The sequence below is a fragment of the Blattabacterium cuenoti genome (genome assembly GCF_014252415.1).
GTDB classification, from domain to species: Bacteria; Bacteroidota; Bacteroidia; order Flavobacteriales; family Blattabacteriaceae; genus Blattabacterium; species Blattabacterium cuenoti_Y.
Window position 1 is genome coordinate 402,509 of record NZ_CP059223.1, and the last position, 24,947, is coordinate 427,455.

A 24,947-nucleotide genomic window follows, 5' to 3' on the forward strand; every position below is an offset into this window, starting at 1 on the left:
GGTGTCAAATGAATGTAGCTGATAGTGAAATTATAACATCTATATTGTTAAAAAAAGGATTTATTTTATCTAATCATATTGAAAATGCAAAAATTATTTTATTTAACTCATGTTCCATAAGAAAAAAATCAGAACTAACAATAAAAAATCAAATAGATAAAATAAAATATTTAAAAAATAATGGATCATTAATTGGATTAATAGGTTGTTTTTCAAAATCTTTTAAAGAATCATTATTAAATGAAAAAAAAATTGATTTTTTTATTAATCCTGATTCTTATAGAGAAATAGAAAATAAAATTTATAATAAAAATATTGTAAAAAATTTTTATAAAAGAAAAAAAGAAACATATGAAAATATTATTCCATATAAAAAATTAGATAAAAAAATTACTACATTTTTAAGTATAACAAGAGGATGTAATAATATGTGTACTTTTTGTATTGTCCCATTTACAAGAGGAAGAGAAGTAAGTAATAATCCCTTTCTTATTGTTGAAGAATGTAAAAGATTACAAAATCTTGGATATAAAGAAATAACTCTTTTAGGTCAAAATGTAGATTCATATTATTGGATAGATAATAATAATTTATCATTTAATTTTGCTAATCTATTAGAATTAATTGCTAAAAAATTACCTACTGTTAGAATACGTTTCTCTACATCTAATCCTCATGATATGTCCAATGAAGTATTAAAAATAATATCTAAATATGATAATATATGTAATCATATTCATTTACCGGTTCAATCTGGTAGTAATAAAATATTAAAATTAATGAATAGAAAATATTCTAGAGAAGAATATTTATTCTTAATTAAGAAAATTAGAAAATTAATTCCAAATTGTTCAATATCTCATGATATTATGACAGGATTTTGTAATGAAGAAGATAATGATCATCTTGATACTCTTCATTTAATGGATGAAATTAAATATAATTATGGATATATGTTTTCTTATTCTCCAAGACCAGGAACGTATGCTTATAATAATCTTATAGATAATGTACCGAAAAATATAAAAAAAAAAAGATTACAAGAAATTATAAAATTGCAAAACGAACATTCATTATATAGAATGAAGGAATTTTTAGAAAAAACTCAAAAAGTACTAATAGAAGGTACTTCAAAAAAAAGTAATAATTATTGGTACGGAAGAAATTCACAAAATATAGTAGTTGTCTTTCCAAAAAAAATAAATTTAAAAATAGGAAATATAGCATTAGTTAATGTAAAAAAATTTACGTCTTCTACTTTGATTGGAGAAGCCATAAAATAGTTGATCATGGAATCTATTCAAAACATAAAACATAAATTCGGGATTATTGGTTATGATTACAAATTATATAGATCTCTAGAAAAAGCTATACAAGTAGCCCCAACTGATATTTCAGTATTGGTTCTTGGAGAAAGTGGGGTAGGAAAAGAATTTATCCCAAAAATTATTCATCAATTTTCTTGTAGAAAACATCATTCATATATTGCTGTAAATTGTGGAGCAATACCTGAAGGGACTATTGATAGTGAATTATTTGGACATGAAAAAGGATCGTTTACTGGAGCAACTAACATGAGAAAAGGCTATTTTGAAGTAGCCAATGGAGGAACAATATTTTTAGACGAAGTTGGAGAATTACCTTTAACAACACAAGTTCGTTTATTACGAATTTTAGAATCTGGAGAATTTATAAAAGTAGGTTCTTCTAAAATTCAAAAAACTGATATACGTATTGTTGCGGCAACTAATTTAAATATGGTAGAATCCATACAAAAAGGAAAATTTAGAGAAGATCTTTTTTATAGATTAAATACAGTACAAATAAATGTACCTCCTTTACGTTTTCGTAAGAGCGATATTAAATTTTTATTTAAAAAATTTTCAAATGATTTTGCAGAAAAATACCAAATGCCTCCTATAATATTAAATGATAAATCATTAAAATATTTAGAAAATTATCCTTGGCCTGGTAATATTAGACAATTGAAAAATTTGGTAGAACAAGTTTCAGTAGTAGAAACTAAAAGAAAAATAAATATAGATAAATTAAAAGAATATATTCCAGAAAATAAACCTTTATTATCTATATCAAAACCTAATTTTGATTCAAATAAAAAAACTTTTTTTCATAATATTTCTAGAGAGAGGGATTTTATTTATCAAATATTATTTGATATGAAAAATAATTTTAATGATTTAAAAAATATTGTTTATCAATTAATAAAAAATAATTCTAATCCTACATTTAATAAAGAAAATAGAGATCTTATTCATCGATTATTTGGAAAAATATTTACTTCTCAAGATGAGTCTTTAAAAAAGAATCATGAAATCATAAATAAATCTATATTTCAAATAGAAAATCCATCCTTATATAAAAATAATTTAAATGAAAACAATTTAGATTATGAAGAAATAGAAGAAGATTTATCTAAAAAAAATTCTTCTAACTCTTTTTCATTAGAAAAAAAAGAAATTGAATTTATTCAAAAAGCTTTAAAAAAAAATAAGGGAAAAAGAAGAAAAACAGCAAAAGAATTAGGGATATCGGAAAGAACTCTTTATAGAAAAATAAAACAATATGGATTATAAAATAAAAAAAATATTCTAAACAAAATATATATACACAAGTAATAAAATATAGGAATTTTAACTATTTAGAATAATAAATTTAAATCTTTGTAAAATTAAGATAGAAAATATAATAAAATTATTTAAAGTAATTAGATTTTATTTAATTAAATTTTAGATTTTATTTAATTAAATTTATATATTATGAAATACGAATATGCAATTAATATATTAAGTTGTTTAATTGTTATAAATTCAATATTATTTATATTAATTATTTTAATACAAAATCCAAAAAAAGAAATTGTGAATCAGTCGTTTGTAGAAAAAAATTTTAAATTCTTTGGAATAAAAAAAACAAATACTATCCTAGATAATATCACATGGTTTCTATCTATTGTCATATTTTTTTTTGTTATCATATTTAATTATTTACTAAAAAATTAAAAAAAAAAAATGACAAAATGACATTTTTTTTTTAATTTTACTTACACAAAACAACCAATTCATAATTTGGCATGTTTTTGGCTATTTATCTTAATCATATAAAAAATTATTAAAACTATGATGGAAGTAAAGATTAAACCTTTATCAGATCGTGTTCTTGTACAACCTGATCCCGCTGAAACTAAAACGTCATCAGGTATTATTATTCCTGATACAGCAAAGGAAAAACCACAAAAAGGAACCATAGTAGCCGTAGGTACGGGTAAAAAAAATGAACCAATGATTTTAAAAGAAGGAGATAGAATTTTATATGGAAAATATTCTGGAACAGAATTAAAATGGGAAGGAGAAGAGTACTTAATAATGAGAGAGTCTGATGTTATAGCTATTATATAAAAAATAAAAATTATAATTATATATTTATTTTTTATAATTTTATTATTAGAAAAATCTAGAAAATTATGGCAAAAGATATTAAATTTGATATTGAAGCAAGAGATAAGCTAAAAAAAGGTGTAGACGCGTTAGCAAATGCTGTTAAGGTAACCTTAGGACCAAAAGGAAGAAATGTTGTATTACAGAAGTCTTTTGGTGGTCCTCAAGTTACTAAAGATGGAGTAACTGTAGCTAAAGAAATTGAATTAGAAGAATCTATAGAAAATTTAGGAGCTCAGATGGTAAAAGAAGTAGCATCAAAAACTAATGATGTTGCAGGAGATGGAACTACTACAGCTACTGTATTAGCACAAGCTATTGTTAGAGAGGGATTAAAAAATGTAGCTGCTGGAGCTAATCCTATGGATTTAAAAAGAGGAATAGATAAAGCTTTAAAAATAGTTATTAAAGATCTTAGAAAACAATCTAGAGAAGTAGGAGGTAATACAGAAAAAATAAAACAAGTTGCATCTATTTCTGCAAATAATGATGAAAAGACAGGAGCATTAATAGCGGATGCATTTGAAAGAGTAGGAAGAGAAGGGGTTATTACTGTAGAAGAAGCAAAGGGAACCGATACATCTGTTGATGTAGTTGAAGGTATGCAATTTGATAGAGGTTATCAATCACCTTATTTTGTAACAAATACTGAAAAAATGATAACAGAATTTGATCAACCTCAAATTTTATTATCTGATAAAAAAATAGCAGCAATGAAAGATTTATTGCCTATTTTAGAACCTGTAGCACAATCAGGAAAACCTTTACTTATAATTTCTGAAGAAGTAGAAGGAGAAGCTCTAGCAACATTGGTTGTAAATAAAATTAGAGGAACTTTAAAAGTTGCTGCTATTAAGGCCCCAGGATTTGGAGATAGAAGAAAAGCTATGTTGGAGGATATAGCTATTCTAACTGGCGGTACAGTAATTTCTGAAGAAACAGGAAGTAAATTAGAAGATGTAAAACTTGATATGCTTGGGAAAGCAGAAAGAGTTATTATAGATAAAGATAATACAACTATTGTCAACGGAGGAGGTAATAAAAAAGATATTAGATCAAGAATCGATCAAATTAAAGCACAAATAGAAACTACAACATCAGATTATGATAAAGAAAAATTGCAAGAACGTCTAGCTAAATTGGCTGGAGGAGTAGCTGTTTTATATGTAGGAGCTGCATCTGAAGTTGAAATGAAAGAAAAAAAAGATAGAGTAGATGATGCTCTAAATGCAACTAGAGCTGCGGTAGAAGAAGGTATAGTAGCAGGAGGAGGTGTAGCTTTAGTTCGTTCAATTAAAGCATTAGATAGTATAAAAGGAGATAATTCCGATCAAGATACTGGTATACAAATAGTTAGAAGATCTCTAGAAGAACCTTTAAGACAAATTGTCGCTAATGCTGGAGGTGAAGGTTCTGTTGTTGTAGCTAAAGTTGCTGAAGGAAAAGGGGACTTCGGATATGATGCTAAAATTGGAGAATATAAAAATATGATTTCTGAAGGAATCATAGATCCAACAAAAGTAGCAAGAGTTGCATTAGAAAATGCAGCTTCAGTTTCAGGAATGTTGTTGACTACTGAATGTGTAGTTACAGAAATTAAAAAAGATGAAAATAACTCTGCAACTCCACCAATGCCAGGTGCTGCTGGAGGAGGTATGGGAGGTATGATGTAAAAAAAATATACAAAAAAAATAGTGTCTTTTGACACTATTTTTTTTTAATTTACTCGTTAAAATTCTAAAATTTTAATTTTCCCAATTATCTTGAACTTTTAATGTTTTTTCTATAACATCTCTAACACAACCATTCCCCCCTTTTTTTGGAGAAATATATTTAGAAATATTTTTTATTTCTTGAACAGCATCAATTGGAGCACAAGGAAAAGCTACAGATTTCATTACTTCTAAATCTGGGATATCATCCCCCATATAAAGAATATTATTTTTTTCAATATTGAAAATTTTACAAAATTCATCTAAGTACTTTTTTTTATTTATAATTCCTTGATAAATATGACGAATATTTAAACTTCTTAAACGTTTAAATACCATTAAATCTGATCCTCTTGTTATAACACAAATATTATAACCCTTTTTTTTTGCTAATTGTATTGCGTATCCATCCTTGGCAAACATTTGTCTTACTAAATTTCCATCTGGAAAAAGATTTAACGTACAATTAGTTAAAACTCCATCTACATCAAATATAAAAGTATCAATGCATTTCATTATGTTTAAATATCCTTTATTTAACATAAAAATTATTATATATCTTCAAAATTTACATTTGTAAAATTTTTTATTTCTGATTTTTTTTGAGATGTTTTATATCCATGATTATATGATGAATGATTTTTAAAATCTTTTTGATGACGTTCTGATATAACTTCTTTTCCTTTTTCATTTATAATAAATATAATCATATCGTTAAGTATACTTTGAAATTTAGAAAAATCTTCTTTATACAAATAAATTTTGTGTTTTTTATAAGTTATTTCACCATTTTCCGTAAAATTTTTCTTACTTTCAGTAATTGTTAAATAATAATCACCTGCTCTTGTTTCTCTTGCATCAAAAAAATACGTACGACTTCCTGTTTTCAAAGTTCTTGAACATATCTCATTTCTATCTTTATTAATATTTCCTTTTTCGTCCATTTTTTTTATAATTAAATACATTAAAACAAATCTAAATAAAAAAAATAAAATGAACTATTTTTTTTTACTTCGTTTAATTAATTTATTCTATACGAATTCCTATTATTTAATATATTAATAATAATTTTTTATAAATTTGAGTTTATAATTACATATTATTCATCATAATTAATATTTAATTACATTATTAAAAAAATGTCCATAAGAAGAGAGTTTAGAATAAGAAGTTTACAATTCTTATATGCACAACATATTTCTGAAATAGATCTTTATCAAATAGAAAAAATTATGTTAAAAAGTATTGAAAATTTGCATAATCTATATACATCTTTTTTATGTTTAATATTAGTTATTAGAAATAATATTATAGATTTATTAAAGAAAAAAAATAATGATAATTTATTATTAAAAAAATTTGTTAATAACTCTATTTTAAAAATATTATCTGATAATAAATATTTAATGATAATATATAATTCTTCTAACAATTTATGGAAAAAAGAAAATAATCTTATATTATCTTTATTAAAGGATTTAAAAAATATAAATAATAATAATGAATTAAATAATAATTTATTTTCTTTTGAAGAAGATAAAAAATTTATAATAAAATATTATAAAAATAATATTATAAATAATTTAAAATTAAAAGAATATGTAGAAGATTTATTTATTAATGGAATAGAAAATAATTATATAGCTCATAATATGGTATGTAAAACTTTACAATTCATAAAAAATTCTATAAATCCAAATTTTAAATTATATAATATTTATAACAATATAGAAAACAAAAAATTTATTATTAATTTATATAGAAATACAATTATTCATAAAAAAGAATTTAATAACTTAATAAGCCGTACATCCAATAATTGGGATATAAAAAGAATGGGAGTCATAGACTTAATTATATTGCAAATGGCTACATGTGAATTTTTATATTTTCCAAATATACCACCAAGAGCAACTATGAATGAATATATTGAAATTACAAAAATTTTTTGTATGAAAAAAAGTAAAGCTTTTATAAACGGGATATTAGATCAAATATATAAGTTTTTGTATAAAGAAAAAAAAATATCGAAATACTAATATTAATTTTAATTGTTTAAAAATATGTTTATAATACTATTTTTTTTCCAAAAAAACTCTATTGCAAATACTATTTGCATGTTTATATTAATTTTTATAATATTTTATTTCTTTATGATAAGACCTCAAATACAAAAACAAAAAAATGAAAAAAATTTCCAGGAAAAATTAGAAAAAGGAAGTTATATAGTAACAAATACAGGAATTCATGGAAAAATTTTAGAAATAAAAAATGATTTTATTGTTTTAGAAATTGTTACAGGAAAAATCAAGATTGAAAAAAATATAATATCAAAAGAATTGACACAATTACATTATAATAAAAATAAAATAAATTGAAATCAATTCTAGTAGGAATAACAGGTAATATAGGAACAGGAAAAACTTTATTATCTGATTATTTTAAAAAAGAAAATGGAATACCTATTTATTCATCAGATCAAAAATGTAAAATTCTAATGAATAAATCAAGTATTATAAGAAAAAATATTATAAAATATTTTGGTTCAAAATCTTACAATGGGAAAAAAATAAATAAAAATTTTTTATCAAAAATAATATTTAATGATTTAAACGCATTAAACATATTGTGTTCCATCGTACATCCATGGGTAGAATTAGATTTTGAAAAATGGAGAAAAAATTATAATTGTCCATACATAATTAAAGAATCAGCTATATTATTTGAATATGGAAATTATAAAGAATTCGATTTTATTATTATTTTAACTTCTTTTTTAGAAAAAATATTAGAAAGAATTATAAAAAGAGATAAACTAAATAAAATAGAGATTTTAAATCGTTTAAATAATCAAACAAAAATTAACGATATAAAAAAAATTAAAAATATTGGTAATAGAATTTTTATTATTGAAAATAATTCTTCTATATATCAATTAAAAAAATTTTCAATAATTTTACATAAAAAAATTATAAAAACAATAATTTAATATGGGAAAAGGAGATAAAAAAACTAGAAGAGGAAAAATAAAAAATAAAACATACGGAAATATCCGTCCTAATCCAAAAAAATTAAAGAATAAAAAAAAACAACAACAAAATAAAAAAAATAATATAAATCAATAATGATCAATCCTCATTATTATCTTTATTACTATTTAAAATAGACATAAAATATGTTAATTGAGTTAAATTTCCCAATGCTGATACAACATAAGTCATGATAGCTAAATTTAATAATTTTTTAACGTAAATAGTTTCATCATCTTTTATTAAATTTTTATTCCTTAACCAATTTAAAGCTATATCACTAGCATTAAATTCTATTGGTAAAGTTATTAATGAAAATAAAACAATTAATAAAAATAATCCTATTCCTATTTTTAAAATAAAAGATTCTCTTCCTTCAGAATTATAAAAAATAATTAATCCAATTATTATAGAAATATTACTAATCCTAGAACTAAAATTAAGTATAGTTGCTAAATTATTACGAAATTTTAATAAATTATTTTTTATTTTATGTTGTAATGCATGACCACATTCATGTGCTGCAATTGCTGCAGAAACTACATTTTTACCATAGAATACTATTTCACTCAAATTTATAGTTTTATCAGAAGGATTATAATAATCAACTAATTCTCCTTGTATTGGATAAATTTTAACATCGTCAATATCATTATCTATTAACATTTTTTCTGCTATTTCTCTACCACTCATTTTAGATTTCAAATGAAATTTAGAATAAAATCTTATTTTATTTTTAAGAAAAATATTTATTAAATAATTAATTAAATAAATAATTGATGTAACAAAATAATAAAAATTCATAACGTATAATAATATTATTTTTTTAAAAAAAAATATAACTTAATATTATGAAAAACAAAAATATTAATTTATTATTAAAAATGAAAATATAACATAAATTAGTAATCATTTACCTATCGAAAAATTTCGATTTATGAATATTCCAACAGAAAAAAATTTAAAAAGAGTTATTATTATTGGAGCAGGATTTGCTGGACTACAAGTAGCTAAAAAATTAAGAAGAGACAAATTCCAGGTTATCCTCATAGACAAAAATAATTATCATACTTTTCAACCATTATTATATCAAGTTGCTACCGCAGGTTTGGAACCAGACTCTATTGCTCATTCAATAAGAAACATAATAAAAAATACTAAAAATTTTTTTTTTAGATTGGCTAATGTTTATTATATAAATACTAAACAAACAAAGATCTATACAAATGTAGGTAATTTATTTTATGATTATTTAGTTATTTCTACCGGATCAATTACTAACTATTTCGATAATAAAAATATAAAATTTCATGCATTACCTATGAAATCGATACCAGAAGCATTAAATTTAAGAAGTTTAATATTACAAGATTTTGAATCAGCTTTATTAGCAAAAAAAATAAAAGATAAAAAAAGACTAATGACTTTTGTTATTGTTGGAGGTGGACCTACTGGAGTAGAATTAGCTGGAGCTTTAGCTGAAATGAAAAAATATGTTATTCCTAATGATTATCCAGATTTAGATCATCATTACATGAAAATTCATTTATTACAAGCATCTCCTAGATTATTAGATGGTATGTCAAAACAATCAGCTGAACAAGCATATAAAAATCTAAAAAATTTAGGTGTCTCTATATGGTTAAATTGTTTAGTAAAAGATTATGATGGTGAAATAATATCTATAGAAAAAAATAAGCATATAGAAACATCTAATGTTATATGGGCAGCAGGCGTTAAAGGTGCGATAATAAAAGGATTTTTAAATGAAGATATAAAAAAAAATCGATTATTAGTTAACTCTTATCTTAGAACTATAAGATATAAAAATATATTTGCTATTGGAGACGTTTCATGTATGAAATTAAATAAAATGTATCCTAATGGACATCCTATGACTGCCCCCCCTGCTATACAACAAGGTAATTATTTAGTAAATAATTTTAATAATTTATTATTCGATAATAATAATAAAATAAAACCATTTATATATAAAAATTTTGGATCAATGGCTACTATTGGTAGAAATAAAGCAGTCTGTGATTTTTCCTTTATTAGATTGAAAGGATTTATAGCATGGATAATATGGATGTTTGTCCATTTATTTAGTTTAGTTGGATTTAGAAATAAGGCCATAGCGTTAACAAATTGGATAATTCAATATTTTCATTATAATAAAAGTGTTAGATTAATTATAAGACCTTTTTATAGAAAAAAATTTAGAAAATTAAAATAATATAAATAAAAATATTTTAAACATTGTTAATAACAAAATTAGATAGTATATTTTTCATTTTTTTATCCGTTTCTAAATATTCACGATATATATTACTATTTTCAATTATTCCACTTCCAGCATATAATGTAATTTGTTTTTTTTTATAAGAAATTTTTGCACACCTTAGATTAAGGTATAATTCAACATCGTTATCGTTTACAATCCCCATATATCCCGTATAAAAACATCTTTCATAATTTTCATTTTCAATAATAAAATTCATAGCATTTATTATTGGAAATCCACATATAGAAGGATTAGGGTATAAATTTTTTAATATTTTTTTATAAGAAATTTGTTTTTTAAAATGAATTAATATATTAGTTTTTAAATGAAACAAACTATCAATGGATATTGTTTTAGTTTTATCTAAAAAAAAATTAGTATCATAATCTTTTAATGAATTATTAATATAATTAATTACAATTTTATGTTCATTTATTTCTTTATTTGTCCATTTATATTTATCATTTTTCCAATGAGTACCTGCTAAAGCTACTGTTTGTAATATCTTATTTTTATACTTCATTAATAATTCAGGAGTAGATCCAATCCAAAATCCCTGATGAATATTATACCATAAGCTAATTAAATTATTAGGGTGAGAAAAAATTAAATTTTTAAATGTTTTAATTAAATCAATTTTTCCTAATGAAATTTTTAAATTTTTTGATATAACTATTTTTTTTAAAAATTTTTTATTTATAAAATAAATAGATTTTTTAATTAAATTTTTGTAGTGATAAGAAAAGTTTTTTTTTGTAAAATTTTTAGTGGAAAAAAATGAATAATTATCATTATTTAAATACTTATTGTAAATATTTACATAATAAATGTTATTAGGAACTATTTTTATAGTTTTTTTTTGAGAAAAATCCTTAATTATAAAATAATTTTTATTTATTTTTTTACTATCAGAATAAAAAAATATTTTATCTTCATTAGGTCTTTTGAAAATAATAAAATTTTTATTTTTATGGTAATCATTTATAATTTTTTTGTATAATAGAAATAAGCTTATTTTTTTTTCAATCATAATTAATTTATTATTAGTAATTTCAATTTTTATATAAAACTAAATTAGTCATTTTACAAAAACTGATAAGAATTTTTTTTTCATTAAAAACTTTTACCTTTACAAGGTGTATTGTTTTTCCTTTATGAAGGATTTCAGCTTTTGCAAATAAAATACCATTTTTAATATGATGAACATGATTAGTAGATATTTCTATATTGAAAATATTAAATTTTTTGTAATTTTTTTCACTTTTTATGTTTATAAAAGATAAAGAACAACCTACAGTTTCTGATAAAGAATTAGTAACCCCTCCATGGAGATAACCAAAAGGATTCAATATTTTTTTATTTATGGGAATTTTTGCTATCAATAATTTTTTATTTTCAGAAATAAAAATAAATCGAATATTTATAATACATAAAAAATTATTCTTTTTTAACTTATTTAATTCATTTAAAAAACTATTAGTTTTTTTTTTCATTTTTTTTAGAAAATTGATAATGACTCTATTCCAATTATAAAAATATGAATAAGAAAAATTGATAATGACTCTATTCCAATTATAAAAATATGAATAAGAAAATTGATAATGACTCTATTCCAATTATAAAAAATAATAAAATTATTGGTTTTGATAAAAAAAACATAATACATAAAAAAGGTTTATTACATATTGCAGTTTCTGTATTTATTTTTGATACAAATGATAAAATTAATTTGATGTTACAAAAAAGGTCTTCTAAAAAATATCACTCTTCTTTATTATGGACTAATACATCCTGTAGTCATCCAGTAAAAAATGAATCTATATCACATGCTGCACATCGTTGTCTAAAAAATGAAATGGGCTTTGATTGTCATCTCCAATATAAATTTTGTTTCATTTATAATGAAATTTTAAATAACGGATTAATTGAAAACGAATTAGATCATGTATTTATAGGAAAATATAAAAAACATCCTATTTTAAATTTTAAAGAAGTAGCAAATTGGAAATGGATATCATTAGAAAATTTAATAACAGATATTTATAATTTTCCACATTTATATACAATATGGTTAAAAATTATAATAAAAAATTATATTAATAAATTAATTAAATGAAAATAATTGTAAGTAAGAAAGGTTATTTTAGTGCATCTCATAAACTTTATAATCATTTTTGGGATGAAAAAAAAAATATTGAAACTTTTGGTAAATGTTATAATAATCATGGTCATAATTATAAATATATAGTAAGTATAAAAGGAGAAATTAATCCTATTACTGGATTTGTTATTAATTTAAATAAATTGAAAAATATTCTTAATCAAGAGATAAAAGATTGTTTTGATCACAAAAACATAAACTTAGAATTAAAAGAATTTAGAACTATTAATCCTACTTTAGAAAATATTGTCGTTTTTATATGGAAAAAAATAAGAAATAAAATATGTTCAAAATTTGAATTAAAAATTGTTTTATACGAAACAGAAAATAATTTTGTTGAATATGATGGAAATTAATAATTTAAAAAAAACAATATTATACGATTTTCATATTAAATTGAATGCAAAAATTGTAAATTTTTCAGGATTTTATATGCCACTTCAATATAAATCTTCCTTAGAAGAACATATACATGTAAGAAATTATTCTGGAATTTTTGATGTTAGTCACATGGGGAAATTTATAATAAAAGGAAAAAATGCTAATAAAGTTTTACAATATTTAACAACTAATGATATATCAAAAATAAAAATAGGTCAGGCGCAATATACATGTTTTACTAATGAAAATGGAGGAATTATAGATGATTTAATTATTTATTATTTAAATAACAATGAATATTTATTAATAGTAAATTCAATAAATATTGAAAAAAATAAAAAATGGATAATAAGCAATAAAAAATATGAATTAGAATTAATTGATCTATCACAAGAATATTCTTTAATAGCAGTACAAGGTCCAAAATCCTTTTTTTACATACAAAAATTAACATCAATATCATTAAATGATCTTCCATTTTATCATTTTAAAATAGGAAATATATGTGGAATAAAAAATGTTCTTATATCTCATACAGGGTATACTGGATCTATAGGTATAGAAATATATGTATCTAATAAATATGCAAAATATATATGGAGTAATATATTAAATATTGGAAATGGTAACATAATCCCATGTGGAATTTCCAGTAGAGATTCACTAAGATTAGAAATGGGATACCGTTTATATGGTCAAGATATTTCAGAAAATATTACTCCAATAGAATCTGGATTATCTTGGATTATTGATTTTAAAAAAAATTTTATATCTAAGAATTTTTTAATTAAACAGAAAAAATGTGGGGTACATAAAAAATTTATATCATTTTATGTTGATGATATAAAAATTTTAATTCCAAGAAATGGATATGATATTATTAATAATAATGGAAGTAAAATTGGAGTTGTTACATCGGGTTGTTATTCTCCAATTATAAAAAAATGTATAGGACTTGGATACTTATATGAATATTATCATAATACTTTTCCTATATTTGTTTTAATAAGAAATAAAAAAATACCCATAGTAGAAAAAAAATTACCTTTTATTAAAATTAAATAAATTCAATATATCCTCAATTAATTTTATTTCATTATTTATAATTTTTTTTTATTATAAAAATATATTTAAAACATTTTAAAGAAAACTTTTTACTAATTTTTCCTGTAGTTTTTACACAGCTGGGAATTTTGTGTATAGGATTATTTGATAATATTATGGTAAGTAATCTTGGAAAAAAAGCAATAGCATCTGTTTCTTTAGCTAATGCAGTTTTCTTTATATTAATAATTTTTGGCTTAGGTATATCTACATCGATATCTTCTTTAATATCATCTGTTGACGCAAAAAATAATTATAGAAAAGGATCTATGATACTTATTCATAGTATAATTTTAAATTTCGTATTATCAATTATTATGTATGGTTTAACTTATATATTTTTTTTTATATTTCCATATTTAAATCAACCTGAAGAAATTAAAAAAGAAACTATTTCTTTTTTGAAAATTTTATCTATTTCTTTTATTCCATGGATGATTTTTGAAGTATTTAGAAAATTTTCAGAGGGATTATCATTAGTATATCCAAGTTTAATAGTTACTTGGATTTCAACCATTATGAATATAATATTAAATTATTCATTGATAAATGGATTATTAGGATTTCCTAAACTAGGAATAATAGGTGTAGCCTATGCTACATTAATATCAAGATTATCAATGTTGATTTTTATAATTCCTATACTTTTAAAGTATAAAAAAATTAGAAAATATTTTATTCATATAAAGTATTTTTACTTTCAAAAAAAATATATTAAACAAATATTAAAAATAGGAATTCCATCTGGATTACATATGTTATTTGAAGTGGGAGCTTTTGCTATTTCATCTTTCATATCAGGAAAGTGTGGATTAAAAGTACTGGCAGCTCATCAAATAGTTATTAATTTAGTATCATCTACATTTATTATTATTACGGGATTTTCATTAATAGCAACAATTAGAATTGGAAATCAATTTGCTTTAAAAAATTATTTTAAAATAAAAGAAATAGGAACTTCTATTATTATTATGGGATCTATATTTATGTTAATATGTAGTTTTTTATTGTTTTTTTTTAAAAATTATATTCCTTATATATATATAAAAAAAAACGATTATGAAATGATTCTTATTATAAAAAAAATGATTATAGTTGCTAGTATTTTTCAATTATTTGATGGATTACAAGGAATAATTTCTGGAATTTTAAGAGGATTACAAGATGTAAAAATTCCTATGTGTATTATCTTTTTTTCTTATTGGATTATTGGAATACCAATATCTTGGTATTTATCAAAAAAAATTGGAGGACATGGAATTTGGATAGGATTAGGAATCGGATTAACTATATCATCCGTGTTACTTTTTATCAGATATAAAATTATTATTAAGAAACTTATTTTATTAGAAAAATAAATACAATAAAAATTATAATTATAATTAATTTTAATAATTTTTTTTAAAAAAAATAAAAATATAATATTTATGGCAGGAAACATATTTGGATCTCTTTTTAGAGTTAGTACTTTCGGAGAAAGTCATGGTAAAGCATTGGGTGGTATTATTGATGGATGTCCTTCTGGATTAAAAATTGATTTAAAAAAAATTCAAATTGAATTAAATCGTAGAAGACCAGGTCAATCTTCTATTGTTACATCAAGAAATGAATTAGATAAAGTAAATTTTTTATCTGGAATTTTTAATGGTAAAACTACTGGTACACCTATTGGGTTCATTATATATAATAATGATTATAAACCGAAAGATTATCATCATATTAAAAATATTTATAGACCATCTCATTCGGATTTTTCTTATGAAGAAAAATATGGAATAAGAGATTATAGGGGGGGGGGTAGATCATCAGCTAGAGAAACAGTTTGTAGAGTAGTTGCAGGATCTATAGCTAAGCAAATAATAAAAAATATTAAGATAATATCTTATGTTTCTAGTGTAGGAGATATATCAGTAAATATACCTTATCAAAAATTAGATTTATCAATAGAATCAATAGAAAAAAGTGCTGTAAGATGTCCTGATCCATATACATCAAAAAAAATGATTGAAAAAATTAAAAGTATTAAAAATAATGGAGATACAATAGGAGGAACTATTACTTGTATTATTAAAAATATTCCATCAGGAATTGGAGAACCAGTTTTTAATAAATTACATGCAGAATTAGGAAAAGCCATGTTATCTATTAATGCAGTAAAAGGTTTTGAATATGGAAGTGGTTTCAATGGAACTAAATTAACTGGTTCTGAACATAACGATTTATTCATATCAGAAAAAAAAACTAAAACAAATTTTTCTGGAGGTATACAAGGTGGAATTTCAAATGGAATGGATATTTATTTCAAAATAGCGTTTAAACCTGTAGCTACCATTATGAAAAAACAAAAAACTATCGATAAATCAGGAAATTTTGTTTATTTAAAAGGAGTAGGAAGACATGATCCATGTGTTTTACCTAGAGCAGTACCTATTGTTGAATCAATGACTGCTTTAGTTATTGTAAATTATTGGATGTATAAAAAACTATCTAAATATAATAATAAATAAAAAATATAGATTGAATAAAAAATTATTAATATCTATAGTAGGTCCGACCTGTGTTGGAAAAACGGATTTATCTTTATTTTTAGCTAAAAATTTAAAAACAGAAATTTTGTCTAATGATTCAAGACAGTTTTATAAAGAATTGAAAATAGGTACATGTCCTCCTACTATAAAAGAATTAAAATCAATACCTCATCATTTTATTGGAAATAAAAATGTTTATCAAGATTACAATGCAAGATTATTTGAAATAGATTTTTTAAATAAAATTAAAATTTTATTTAAAAAATACAATATATTAATTATGGTAGGGGGGTCAGGGTTATATGAAAAAGCAGCATTAGAAGGTTTATCTTTTATCCCTAAAATAGATATGAACATAAGAAATGAATTAATATTTAATTTTAAAAAAAATGGGATAAAATTCTTACAAAAAGAATTAAAAATATTATATGAAAAAAATATATGTAACAATATAGATTTGAATAACCCAATACGTTTAATTAGGTATATAGAAATAATAAAATCTACTGGAAAATCTCCATCATTTTTTTTTAAAAAAAAAAATAAAAAAAGAAATTTTCATATTCTAAAAATAGGTCTTTATTTAAATAAAGAAATTATTCATTACAATATTAATAATAGAGTTAATAATATGATAAAAAATGGGTTATTATATGAAGCTGAAAAACTTTATTCACTTTATTTTAATAAAAATTTAAAAAGTTTACAAACCATAGGTTATAAAGAAATTTTCCATTTTTTTGATAAAAAAAATAAATTAAAATTTGATCAGATTATTTACCAAATTAAGTCTAATACCAACAAATACGCAAAAAGACAATTAACTTGGTATAAAAAAAATAAAAATATTAAATGGTATAATCCATATGAAAAATATAATATATTAAATTTTATAGAAAAAAAATATGGGCAATACTGGATTTGAACCAGTGACCTCCTGCTTGTAAAACAGATGCTCTAAACCAAACTGAGCTAATTGCCCTACTGCAAAATGCAAAATACAGTCAAATTTAAATAAAAAAAATTATAATAATTTAAAAATTTCATATACAATAAATGTACTGCCGCATATCAATATTAAATCATTTTTTTTAGATAATTTTTTAGCAGAAAAAAATGCTGACTTAACAGAATAAAAAAAATTAAATTTTTCATTCTTTATAAAAATTTTTTTTATTAAAATCTTTAGTTTATTTATATCATATTTTCTTTCTATAGAAGGTTGACAAAAATAATAATATGAATCATGAGGAAAAAATTTAATAAATGAACTAACCTTTTTATCTTTTACAAATCCTAATACTAAATGTAAATTTTCATATGATTCCTTTTTCAATTGAAGATTAACCATTTTTATTCCATTTTTATTATGAGCTATATCACAAATGATTTTAGGATATTTTTTTTTTATTATACTCCAACGTCCTTTAAAATTTGTATTTTTTTTAATATTAATTAATCCCTTGTTAATAGAATTATTAGATATTAAAAAATTTTTTTTATTTAAAATATCTATAGTATATAATACCAAATTTTTATTAATATTTTGATAAATAATTTTATCAAAAAAATTATTATTTATTTTTATTGACTTAAAATTTTTTTTTAAAAAAAAATAAATAGGAGAATTATTTTTTAAAGAAAATTTAAAAAAAAATTTTTTAACAATATCAGAAATATCTTCTCCTATTACTACAGGAACAGTTTTTTTTATAATTCCAGCTTTTTCAAAAGCTATTTTCAATTCATTATCGCCTAAAGATTCTGAATGATCTATGCTAATATTAGTAATAATAGAAATAATTGGATTTATAATATTAGTTGAATCTAATCTACCTCCCATTCCAACTTCAATAACAGCTATATCAATTTTTTTTTCTCTAAAATATTGAAATGCCATTGCTGTATTCATTTCAAAAAATGAAATAGATTCTTTTTCCAAAAAAGATTTATTTTGTTTAATAAAATCTACAACAAAACTTTTGTCTATATAATTTCCATTACAAGAAATTCTTTCTCTAAAATCCATTAAATGAGGAGATGTAAATGAACCTACTTTATATCCTTCTTCTATAAGAATAGAATATAACATATTAGTAGTAGATCCTTTACCATTTGTTCCCCCAACATGAATACTATCAAATGATTTTTGAGGATTTCCAAGATATCTACATAAGTTAATAATTCTTTCTAATCCAGGTTTATATGATAAATTATTTAAACCAATTTTTTGATAAGATGGTATTTTTTGTAATATCCAATCAATAGTTTCTAAATAATTCAATTGTAAACTTTAAAAATTGTTATAACAAAAATATATTTTTTTTTAAAAAAAATTAACTAAATTTAGTCTAGAAAACTAATATTTTAAATAAAAATAAAATCTTATTTACATTTTATAGAAAAAATAATAGAAGAAGATATAAAAAAAGGTTTTCCTAAATGTAAAATAAAATTTAGATTTCCACCTGAACCAAATGGAGTATTACATATTGGACATGTAAAAGCTATTTATCTAAATTTTAAATTAGGAATTAAATATAATTCTCCTGTTAATTTAAGATTTGACGATACTAATCCTAATAAAGAAAGTAAAAAATTTATAGAGTCTATTAAAGATGATATTTTATTTTTAGGATTTAAATGGGATCTAGAAAGTTATGCTTCAGATTATTTTAATAATCTTTATAATTGGGCTAAAATTTTAATAAAAAATAATTATGCATATATAGATGATCAACCAAAAAATATAATAAAATTTCAAAGAAAAAATTATTTTGAGTCAGGAATTAATAGTAATAATAGAAATAGATCTTCTGAAGAAAATTTATTCTTGTTTGAAAAAATGAAAAATGGTTTTTTTGAAGAAGGATTTTGTGTATTAAGAGCTAAAATTGATATGAGTTCCTCGAATATAAATATGAGAGATCCTATAATGTATAGAATTATAAAAAAAAAACATTATAAAACTGGATATGATTGGTGTATTTATCCTACTTACGATTGGGCTCATGGTCAATGTGATTATATTGAACAAATATCTCATTCCCTATGTTCATTAGAATTTGAAAATAAACGTCCGTTATACAATTGGTTTATAAAAAAAATATATAATAATAAAAATATTAAACCAAAACAAATAGAATTTTCAAGACTTAATTTAAGTCATACTATAACTAGTAAAAGAAAAATACAATATTTAATTAATAATAAGATTATTAAATCTTGGGATGATCCTAGATTATCAACAATATCTGGTTTACGTAAGAGAGGGTATACTTCTATATCTATAAAAAATTTTATTGAAAAAGTAGGAATTTCAAAAAGAAATAATATTATTGATAAATCTTTATTAGAATTCTTTATTAGAAATCATTTAAATAAAATAACACCTAGGATTATGGTCATAATGAATCCATTAAAAATTATAATTACTAATTATCCTGATAATTATGTAGAATGGATAAATGCAGAAAACAATCCTGTAAATATTAATTTAGGATTTAGAAAAATCCCTTTTTCTAAAAATTTATATATAGAATTTGATGATTTTTTAGAAAAAAAAAGAGATGAATTTTTCCGACTTTATATAGGAAATGAAGTAAGATTAAAAAATGCTTATATTATAAAAGCACATTCAGTAAAAAGAAATAATAAAGGAATCATAAAAGAAATATATTGTACTTATGATCCATTTAGCAAATCAACAAAATCAAAAAATAATAAAAAACGTAATAAAAGAATAAAAAGTACTTTACATTGGGTTTCTATATCACATGCATTTCTTATAAAAATAAATTTATATAATACACTTTTTTTAAAAAAGAATCCAGATCATATAAATAATATTATATACAAAAATATAAATTTAGAATCTTTAAAAAAGATAATAGGATATGCTGAACCTCATTTAAAAAATATAGCTAAAATAGGTAGTCATATACAATTTCAAAGGAATGGATATTTTTATGTAGAAAAGACTAATAATTTAATAACCTTTAACAAAACAGTTTCATTAAAAAAAAAATAACAATAAAAATTTTTTAAGGTATATCTATATGAATATTTTCATATTCTTTTAATCCAGTTCCTGCAGGTATTTTATGTCCTACAATAACATTTTCTTTTAATCCATGTAAATAATCAGTTTTACTACTTATCGCAGCTTCGCTTAAAACTTTAGTTGTTTCTTGAAATGAAGCTGCAGAAATAAATGATTTTGTTTGTAATGCTGATCTTGTAATTCCTTGTAATATTGGTCTAGCTGTTGCTGGTATTACATTTCTTATTTTCATTATTTTTTTATTATTATATTTTAATATTGCATTTTCATTTCTAAAATCTCTATAACTAACCATAGTTCCTTGTTTAAAAATCTCAGACTCCCCAGAATTTTCTATAATTTTTAATTGAGAAATTCTATCATTTTCTTCTATAAAATCATCTTTATATTCAATATTTCCCTCTAAAAATTTAGAGTCTCCAGATTCTATTACTTCTACTTTTCTCATCATTTGTAAAACAATGACTTCAAAATGTTTATCATTAATCTTAACTCCTTGTAATCTATATACTTCTTGTATCTCTTTAATTAAATATTCTTGAACAGCTCTAGGACCTCTGATGTTAAGAATATCATTTGGAGTTATTGCTCCATCTGATAAAGGAACTCCTGCTTTAACATAATCATTTTCTTGAACAAGAATTTGATTAGTTAATTTAACTAAATATTTCTTAATATCTCCATTTTTAGATTCTACAATAATTTCTCTATTACCTCTTTTTATTTTTCCATGACTAACAATTCCATCTATTTCCGATACTACAGCAGGATTAGATGGATTACGTGCTTCAAATAATTCAGATAAACGAGGTAATCCTCCGGTAATATCTCCTGATTTAGCAGATTTTCTAGGAACTTTTACTAAAATTTTTCCTATTTCAATTTTTTCCCCATCAGCTACCATTAAATGAGCGCCTACAGGTAGATTATATATTTTTAATTCATCATTATTATTATGAATATCAATAATTTTCAATGTTGGAATTAGATTTTTATTTCTTACTTCAGTAATAACTTTTTCTTGAAATCCTGTTTGTTCATCTACCTCTACTTGAAAAGTAACCCCTTGTTCTAAATGTTGATAAGATATTTTTCCAGAAAATTCTGCAATTATTACTGCATTATATAAATCCCATTTACATATAATATCCCCATTTTTTACAAAATCCCCATTTTTAACATATAAATATGCTCCATATGGTATATTATTTATCATTAAAATTGATGATTTATCATTATTTAATAATTTCATTTCTGTTGTTCTTGATACAACTATATCAATTTCTTTTGAGTTTTTATTAACCTTAACAGTTTTTAAATCTTCTAACTCTATAAATCCATCATATTTACTAATTATTTGAGATGATTCTGTTATATTACCTGCAGTACCACCTACATGAAAAGTTCTTAAAGTTAATTGAGTTCCAGGTTCACCAATAGATTGAGCTGCTATAACTCCTACTGCCTCTCCTTTTTGTACTATTTTTCCTGTTGATAAATTTCTACCATAACATTTAGCACATATCCCCATTTTTGCTTCACAAGTTAAAGGAGATCGTACTTCTATAGAGAGATGTCCTGATTTTTCAATATTCTTAGCTATATTTTCATCAATAATCCCCCCTGATTTTACTATTAATATTTCATTTTTTTCTATAGAAAAAATATCATTTAAAGAAGTACGTCCTAATATTCTATCAAATAAAGTTTCTACTATTTCTTCATTTTTTTTTAGAGCAGATATTTCTAATCCACGCAAGGTATTACAATCCTCTATTTTAATTATTACATCTTGTGCTGCGTCTACTAATCTTCTTGTAAGATATCCTGCATCTGCAGTTTTTAATGCAGTATCAGCTAAACCTTTACGGGCACCATGAGTAGATATAAAATACTCCAAAATAGATAATCCTTCTCTAAAATTAGATAATATAGGATTTTCAATAATTTCTCCACCAAAAGCCCCAGTTTTTTGAGGTTTAGCCATTAATCCACGCATTCCTGATAACTGTCTTATTTGTTCTTTTGATCCTCTAGCTCCAGAATCTAACATCATATAAATAGGATTAAAACCTTGTCGATCTTCACGCATATATTTCATTACTTTTTCAGTTAGTAATGAATTAGTGTTTGTCCATATGTCTATAATTTGATTATAACGTTCATTATTAGTTATTAACCCCATATTATAATTTGATTTAACATTGTCCACTTTTTGTATAGCAAGTTTTACCATATTTTTTTTATTATCAGGAATTATAATATCTCCAAGTCCAAATGAAAGTCCACCTTTAAATGCGTTATAGAAACCTAATTTTTTAATATCATCTAAAAATTTAGAAGTAGTAGGAATATTAGTAATATATAATATTCTTCCTATTATCTCTCTTAATGATTTTTTTGTAAGAGATTCGTTAATATAACCAACTTTTTTTGGTACAACTTGATTAAATAAAACTCTACCCACTGTTGTTTCTACTAATTTGCTAATTAATTTATTATCTTCTCTAATATTTACTTTTACTTTAATTAACGCATGTAAATCAATTGATTTTTGATTATATGCTATCTCTACTTCTTCCGAAGAATAAAAAATACTACCTTCTCCTCTTATTTTATTGTTAGAATCAGATAATAATGGTTTAGTCATATAATATAATCCTAATACCATATCCTGAGAAGGAACAGTGATAGGAGATCCATTAGCAGGATTTAATATATTTTGAGATGCTAACATCAATAATTTAGATTCTAGTATTGCAACATTTGACAATGGTAAATGAACTGCCATTTGATCTCCATCAAAATCTGCATTAAAAGCAGAACAAACTAGTGGATGTAGTTGGATTGCTTTTCCTTCTATTAATTTAGGTTGAAATGCTTGAATACCTAATCTATGTAAAGTAGGTGCTCTATTTAGTAAAATAGGATGTCCTTTTAATACATTCTCTAAAATATCCCATATAACTTCTTTTCTATTATCAATAATTTTTTTAGCAGATTTAACTGTTTTAACGATACCTCTTTCAATTAATTTTCTTATAATAAATGGTTTATATAATTCTGCTGCCATATCTTTAGGTAATCCACATTCATGTAATTTTAAATGAGGTCCTACTACTATAACAGATCTAGCAGAATAATCAACTCTTTTACCAAGTAAATTTTGTCTAAAACGTCCTTGTTTTCCTTTTAATGAATCAGATAAAGATTTAAGAGGACGATTACCTTCTGATTTTACTGCAGAAATTTTTCTTGAATTATCAAATAAAGAATCTACAGCTTCTTGTAACATTCTTTTCTCATTTCTCAAAATAACTTCCGGAGCCTTTATTTCTATAAGTCTTTTCAAACGATTATTTCTTATCAATACACGACGATATAGATCTGTCATATCAGATGCTGCATATCTACCTCCATCTAAAGGAACTAAAGGTCTTAATTCTGGGGGAATTACAGATAAAACATTTATAATCATCCAAGATGGATGACTACCCTTTTTTTTTCCTTCTTTAAATGATTCTACTACTTGTAATCTTTTTAACGCATCTATTCTTCTCTGTTTTGATGTTTCATTAAAAGATTGATTTCTTAGTTCTTCAGATAATAAATCTAAATCAATTCTATTTAATAAATCTTTTACACATTCAGCCCCCATTTTTGCAATAAATTTATTTGGATCTACATCATCTAAATCTTGATTAGATTTTGGAAGTTTGTCTAATACGCTTAAGTATTCTTCTTCGGATAAAAAATCTCCTTTTTTATAAAAATTACCATCCGTACGTACAGCTATACCTCCTTGAACTACAACATATCTCTCATAATATATAATCATCTCTAATTTTTTTGATGAAAGACCTAGTAAAGATCCAATTTTATTTGGAGACGAACGAAAACACCATATATGAACAACAGGTACAATAAGACTGATATGACCCATACGTTCTCTTCTAACTTTTTTTTCAGTAACTTCTACTCCGCATCTATCACAAACTATTCCTTTATATCGAATTCTTTTATATTTACCACAAGCACATTCATAATCTTTTACTGGTCCAAAAATTCGTTCACAAAATAATCCGTCTCTCTCTGGTTTATGTGTTCTATAATTTATAGTTTCTGGTTTCAAAACTTCTCCATTAGATTCCTTTAATATAACTTCTGGAGATGCTAATCGAATTGTAATTTTACTAAATTTTTTATTTTTATTCATAATTGATAATCCAA

24 protein-coding genes and 1 tRNA gene are annotated in these 24,947 nt (G+C 22.5%); 17 read left to right on the forward strand and 8 right to left on the reverse strand.

The genetic code is table 11. The features are described 5' to 3' along the window. The first annotated feature begins 8 nt into the window (after window positions 1-8). The 5 genes from miaB (at window position 9) to groL (ending at window position 5,128) form a co-directional block, all read left to right on the forward strand. Window positions 9-1,283: a tRNA (N6-isopentenyl adenosine(37)-C2)-methylthiotransferase MiaB gene (gene miaB, locus H0H33_RS02000; protein ID WP_238785583.1), complete on the forward strand. Its 1,275-nt coding sequence runs from the start codon at window positions 9-11 to the stop codon at window positions 1,281-1,283. A gap of 6 nt (window positions 1,284-1,289) precedes the next feature. After that, window positions 1,290-2,594 (forward strand): sigma 54-interacting transcriptional regulator, encoded by a 1,305-nt coding sequence (locus tag H0H33_RS02005; RefSeq protein WP_185877756.1) that lies wholly within the window; start codon window positions 1,290-1,292, stop codon window positions 2,592-2,594. A 183-nt stretch (window positions 2,595-2,777) separates the two neighbouring features. After that, entirely contained in the window at window positions 2,778-3,020 is a 243-nt protein-coding gene (gene secG, locus H0H33_RS02010; RefSeq protein WP_185877757.1) for a preprotein translocase subunit SecG, read from the forward strand. 117 nt (window positions 3,021-3,137) lie between these two features. Then, window positions 3,138-3,416: a co-chaperone GroES gene (locus H0H33_RS02015; RefSeq protein ID WP_185877758.1), complete on the forward strand. Its 279-nt coding sequence runs from the start codon at window positions 3,138-3,140 to the stop codon at window positions 3,414-3,416. A gap of 65 nt (window positions 3,417-3,481) precedes the next feature. Beyond that, window positions 3,482-5,128: a chaperonin GroEL gene (gene groL / locus H0H33_RS02020; protein WP_185877759.1), complete on the forward strand. Its 1,647-nt coding sequence runs from the start codon at window positions 3,482-3,484 to the stop codon at window positions 5,126-5,128. A 72-nt stretch (window positions 5,129-5,200) separates the two neighbouring features. On the opposite strand, the gene H0H33_RS02025 is transcribed toward groL, so the two are convergent. Together H0H33_RS02025 and H0H33_RS02030 are read right to left on the reverse strand one after the other, a co-directional pair. Beyond that, entirely contained in the window at window positions 5,201-5,710 is a 510-nt protein-coding gene (locus H0H33_RS02025; RefSeq protein ID WP_238785585.1) for a KdsC family phosphatase, read from the reverse strand. A gap of 8 nt (window positions 5,711-5,718) precedes the next feature. Further along, on the reverse strand, window positions 5,719-6,111 hold the full coding sequence (locus tag H0H33_RS02030) for a DUF3276 family protein (RefSeq protein WP_185877760.1): 393 nt from the start codon (window positions 6,109-6,111) through the stop codon (window positions 5,719-5,721). Between the two features lie 195 nt (window positions 6,112-6,306). Here H0H33_RS02030 and nusB point away from each other — a divergent pair, with 195 nt between their 5' ends. From nusB to H0H33_RS02050, 4 genes are all read left to right on the forward strand, one after another. Next, window positions 6,307-7,206, forward strand: coding sequence for a transcription antitermination factor NusB (nusB, locus tag H0H33_RS02035; RefSeq protein ID WP_185877761.1), 900 nt, complete (start codon window positions 6,307-6,309; stop codon window positions 7,204-7,206). A 114-nt stretch (window positions 7,207-7,320) separates the two neighbouring features. Further along, window positions 7,321-7,545 (forward strand): preprotein translocase subunit YajC, encoded by a 225-nt coding sequence (yajC, locus tag H0H33_RS02040; protein WP_317167106.1) that lies wholly within the window; start codon window positions 7,321-7,323, stop codon window positions 7,543-7,545. Next, window positions 7,542-8,156 carry a dephospho-CoA kinase gene (coaE, locus tag H0H33_RS02045; protein WP_185877763.1) on the forward strand — a complete coding sequence of 205 codons (615 nt, stop codon included), beginning with the start codon at window positions 7,542-7,544 and terminating at the stop codon, window positions 8,154-8,156. Before yajC ends, coaE begins: the two co-directional genes overlap by 4 nt. Before the next feature lies 1 nt (window position 8,157). Further along, window positions 8,158-8,292, forward strand: coding sequence for a 30S ribosomal protein THX (locus H0H33_RS02050; protein WP_185877764.1), 135 nt, complete (start codon window positions 8,158-8,160; stop codon window positions 8,290-8,292). A gap of 3 nt (window positions 8,293-8,295) precedes the next feature. Here H0H33_RS02050 and H0H33_RS02055 read toward each other — a convergent pair whose 3' ends face one another. Beyond that, a complete protein-coding gene (locus H0H33_RS02055) occupies window positions 8,296-9,000 on the reverse strand; it encodes a zinc metallopeptidase (RefSeq protein ID WP_185877765.1) in 705 nt (234 codons plus the stop codon). A 133-nt stretch (window positions 9,001-9,133) separates the two neighbouring features. Here H0H33_RS02055 and H0H33_RS02060 point away from each other — a divergent pair, with 133 nt between their 5' ends. Then, a complete protein-coding gene (locus H0H33_RS02060; RefSeq protein ID WP_185877766.1) occupies window positions 9,134-10,432 on the forward strand; it encodes an NAD(P)/FAD-dependent oxidoreductase in 1,299 nt (432 codons plus the stop codon). Window positions 10,433-10,448: 16 nt separating this feature from the next. Here H0H33_RS02060 and H0H33_RS02065 read toward each other — a convergent pair whose 3' ends face one another. Then, complete coding sequence (locus H0H33_RS02065) at window positions 10,449-11,510, reverse strand: chorismate-binding protein (protein ID WP_238785587.1); 1,062 nt, start codon at window positions 11,508-11,510, stop codon at window positions 10,449-10,451. A gap of 22 nt (window positions 11,511-11,532) precedes the next feature. Continuing rightward, entirely contained in the window at window positions 11,533-11,973 is a 441-nt protein-coding gene (locus H0H33_RS02070) for a PaaI family thioesterase (protein ID WP_185877767.1), read from the reverse strand. A gap of 89 nt (window positions 11,974-12,062) precedes the next feature. On the opposite strand from H0H33_RS02070, the gene H0H33_RS02075 reads away from it, so the two are divergent. From H0H33_RS02075 to miaA, 6 genes are all read left to right on the forward strand, one after another. Next, window positions 12,063-12,596: an isopentenyl-diphosphate Delta-isomerase gene (locus H0H33_RS02075; protein ID WP_185877768.1), complete on the forward strand. Its 534-nt coding sequence runs from the start codon at window positions 12,063-12,065 to the stop codon at window positions 12,594-12,596. Further along, window positions 12,593-12,997, forward strand: a complete 405-nt coding sequence (locus tag H0H33_RS02080; protein ID WP_185877769.1) for a 6-pyruvoyl trahydropterin synthase family protein — start codon at window positions 12,593-12,595, stop codon at window positions 12,995-12,997. The genes H0H33_RS02075 and H0H33_RS02080 overlap by 4 nt, the downstream gene beginning before the upstream one ends. Continuing rightward, a complete protein-coding gene (gcvT, locus tag H0H33_RS02085; RefSeq protein WP_317167107.1) occupies window positions 12,984-14,087 on the forward strand; it encodes a glycine cleavage system aminomethyltransferase GcvT in 1,104 nt (367 codons plus the stop codon). Before H0H33_RS02080 ends, gcvT begins: the two co-directional genes overlap by 14 nt. A 155-nt stretch (window positions 14,088-14,242) precedes the next feature. Next, entirely contained in the window at window positions 14,243-15,484 is a 1,242-nt protein-coding gene (locus H0H33_RS02090; protein WP_238785588.1) for an MATE family efflux transporter, read from the forward strand. Window positions 15,485-15,553: 69 nt separating this feature from the next. Then, window positions 15,554-16,633 carry a chorismate synthase gene (aroC, locus tag H0H33_RS02095; RefSeq protein WP_185877770.1) on the forward strand — a complete coding sequence of 360 codons (1,080 nt, stop codon included), beginning with the start codon at window positions 15,554-15,556 and terminating at the stop codon, window positions 16,631-16,633. A gap of 10 nt (window positions 16,634-16,643) precedes the next feature. Beyond that, window positions 16,644-17,579, forward strand: coding sequence for a tRNA (adenosine(37)-N6)-dimethylallyltransferase MiaA (gene miaA / locus H0H33_RS02100; RefSeq protein ID WP_238785589.1), 936 nt, complete (start codon window positions 16,644-16,646; stop codon window positions 17,577-17,579). Here miaA and H0H33_RS02105 read toward each other — a convergent pair. After that, window positions 17,561-17,636: transfer RNA gene (locus H0H33_RS02105), tRNA-Val, on the reverse strand. The two genes, miaA and H0H33_RS02105, sit on opposite strands and share 19 nt — an antisense overlap. Window positions 17,637-17,678: 42 nt before the next feature. Next, complete coding sequence (locus H0H33_RS02110; protein WP_185877771.1) at window positions 17,679-18,938, reverse strand: bifunctional folylpolyglutamate synthase/dihydrofolate synthase; 1,260 nt, start codon at window positions 18,936-18,938, stop codon at window positions 17,679-17,681. 87 nt (window positions 18,939-19,025) lie between these two features. On the opposite strand from H0H33_RS02110, the gene glnS reads away from it, so the two are divergent. Further along, window positions 19,026-20,684, forward strand: a complete 1,659-nt coding sequence (gene glnS, locus H0H33_RS02115; RefSeq protein ID WP_185878167.1) for a glutamine--tRNA ligase — start codon at window positions 19,026-19,028, stop codon at window positions 20,682-20,684. A gap of 13 nt (window positions 20,685-20,697) precedes the next feature. On the opposite strand, the gene rpoC is transcribed toward glnS, so the two are convergent. Further along, the gene (gene rpoC, locus H0H33_RS02120; protein ID WP_185877772.1) at window positions 20,698-24,933 is read right to left on the reverse strand and encodes a DNA-directed RNA polymerase subunit beta'; all 4,236 of its coding nucleotides are present in this window, start codon (window positions 24,931-24,933) and stop codon (window positions 20,698-20,700) included. Window positions 24,934-24,947 lie beyond the last annotated feature (14 nt).

Excerpts from the sequence above, each read along its gene's own strand:
- miaB (WP_238785583.1), top strand. The coding sequence starts at position 9 with ATGAATGTAGCTGATAGTGAAATTATAACATCTATATTGTTAAAAAAA.
- H0H33_RS02005 (WP_185877756.1), top strand. The coding sequence starts at position 1,290 with ATGGAATCTATTCAAAACATAAAACATAAATTCGGGATTATTGGTTAT.
- secG (WP_185877757.1), top strand. The coding sequence starts at position 2,778 with ATGAAATACGAATATGCAATTAATATATTAAGTTGTTTAATTGTTATA.
- H0H33_RS02015 (WP_185877758.1), top strand. The coding sequence starts at position 3,138 with ATGATGGAAGTAAAGATTAAACCTTTATCAGATCGTGTTCTTGTACAA.
- groL (WP_185877759.1), top strand. The coding sequence starts at position 3,482 with ATGGCAAAAGATATTAAATTTGATATTGAAGCAAGAGATAAGCTAAAA.
- H0H33_RS02025 (WP_238785585.1), bottom strand. The coding sequence starts at position 5,710 with ATGTTAAATAAAGGATATTTAAACATAATGAAATGCATTGATACTTTT.
- H0H33_RS02030 (WP_185877760.1), bottom strand. The coding sequence starts at position 6,111 with ATGGACGAAAAAGGAAATATTAATAAAGATAGAAATGAGATATGTTCA.
- nusB (WP_185877761.1), top strand. The coding sequence starts at position 6,307 with ATGTCCATAAGAAGAGAGTTTAGAATAAGAAGTTTACAATTCTTATAT.
- yajC (WP_317167106.1), top strand. The coding sequence starts at position 7,321 with ATGATAAGACCTCAAATACAAAAACAAAAAAATGAAAAAAATTTCCAG.
- H0H33_RS02050 (WP_185877764.1), top strand. The coding sequence starts at position 8,158 with ATGGGAAAAGGAGATAAAAAAACTAGAAGAGGAAAAATAAAAAATAAA.
- H0H33_RS02055 (WP_185877765.1), bottom strand. The coding sequence starts at position 9,000 with ATGAATTTTTATTATTTTGTTACATCAATTATTTATTTAATTAATTAT.
- H0H33_RS02060 (WP_185877766.1), top strand. The coding sequence starts at position 9,134 with ATGAATATTCCAACAGAAAAAAATTTAAAAAGAGTTATTATTATTGGA.
- H0H33_RS02065 (WP_238785587.1), bottom strand. The coding sequence starts at position 11,510 with ATGATTGAAAAAAAAATAAGCTTATTTCTATTATACAAAAAAATTATA.
- H0H33_RS02070 (WP_185877767.1), bottom strand. The coding sequence starts at position 11,973 with ATGAAAAAAAAAACTAATAGTTTTTTAAATGAATTAAATAAGTTAAAA.
- H0H33_RS02075 (WP_185877768.1), top strand. The coding sequence starts at position 12,063 with ATGAATAAGAAAATTGATAATGACTCTATTCCAATTATAAAAAATAAT.
- H0H33_RS02080 (WP_185877769.1), top strand. The coding sequence starts at position 12,593 with ATGAAAATAATTGTAAGTAAGAAAGGTTATTTTAGTGCATCTCATAAA.
- gcvT (WP_317167107.1), top strand. The coding sequence starts at position 12,984 with ATGATGGAAATTAATAATTTAAAAAAAACAATATTATACGATTTTCAT.
- H0H33_RS02090 (WP_238785588.1), top strand. The coding sequence starts at position 14,243 with ATGGTAAGTAATCTTGGAAAAAAAGCAATAGCATCTGTTTCTTTAGCT.
- aroC (WP_185877770.1), top strand. The coding sequence starts at position 15,554 with ATGGCAGGAAACATATTTGGATCTCTTTTTAGAGTTAGTACTTTCGGA.
- rpoC (WP_185877772.1), bottom strand. The coding sequence starts at position 24,933 with ATGAATAAAAATAAAAAATTTAGTAAAATTACAATTCGATTAGCATCT.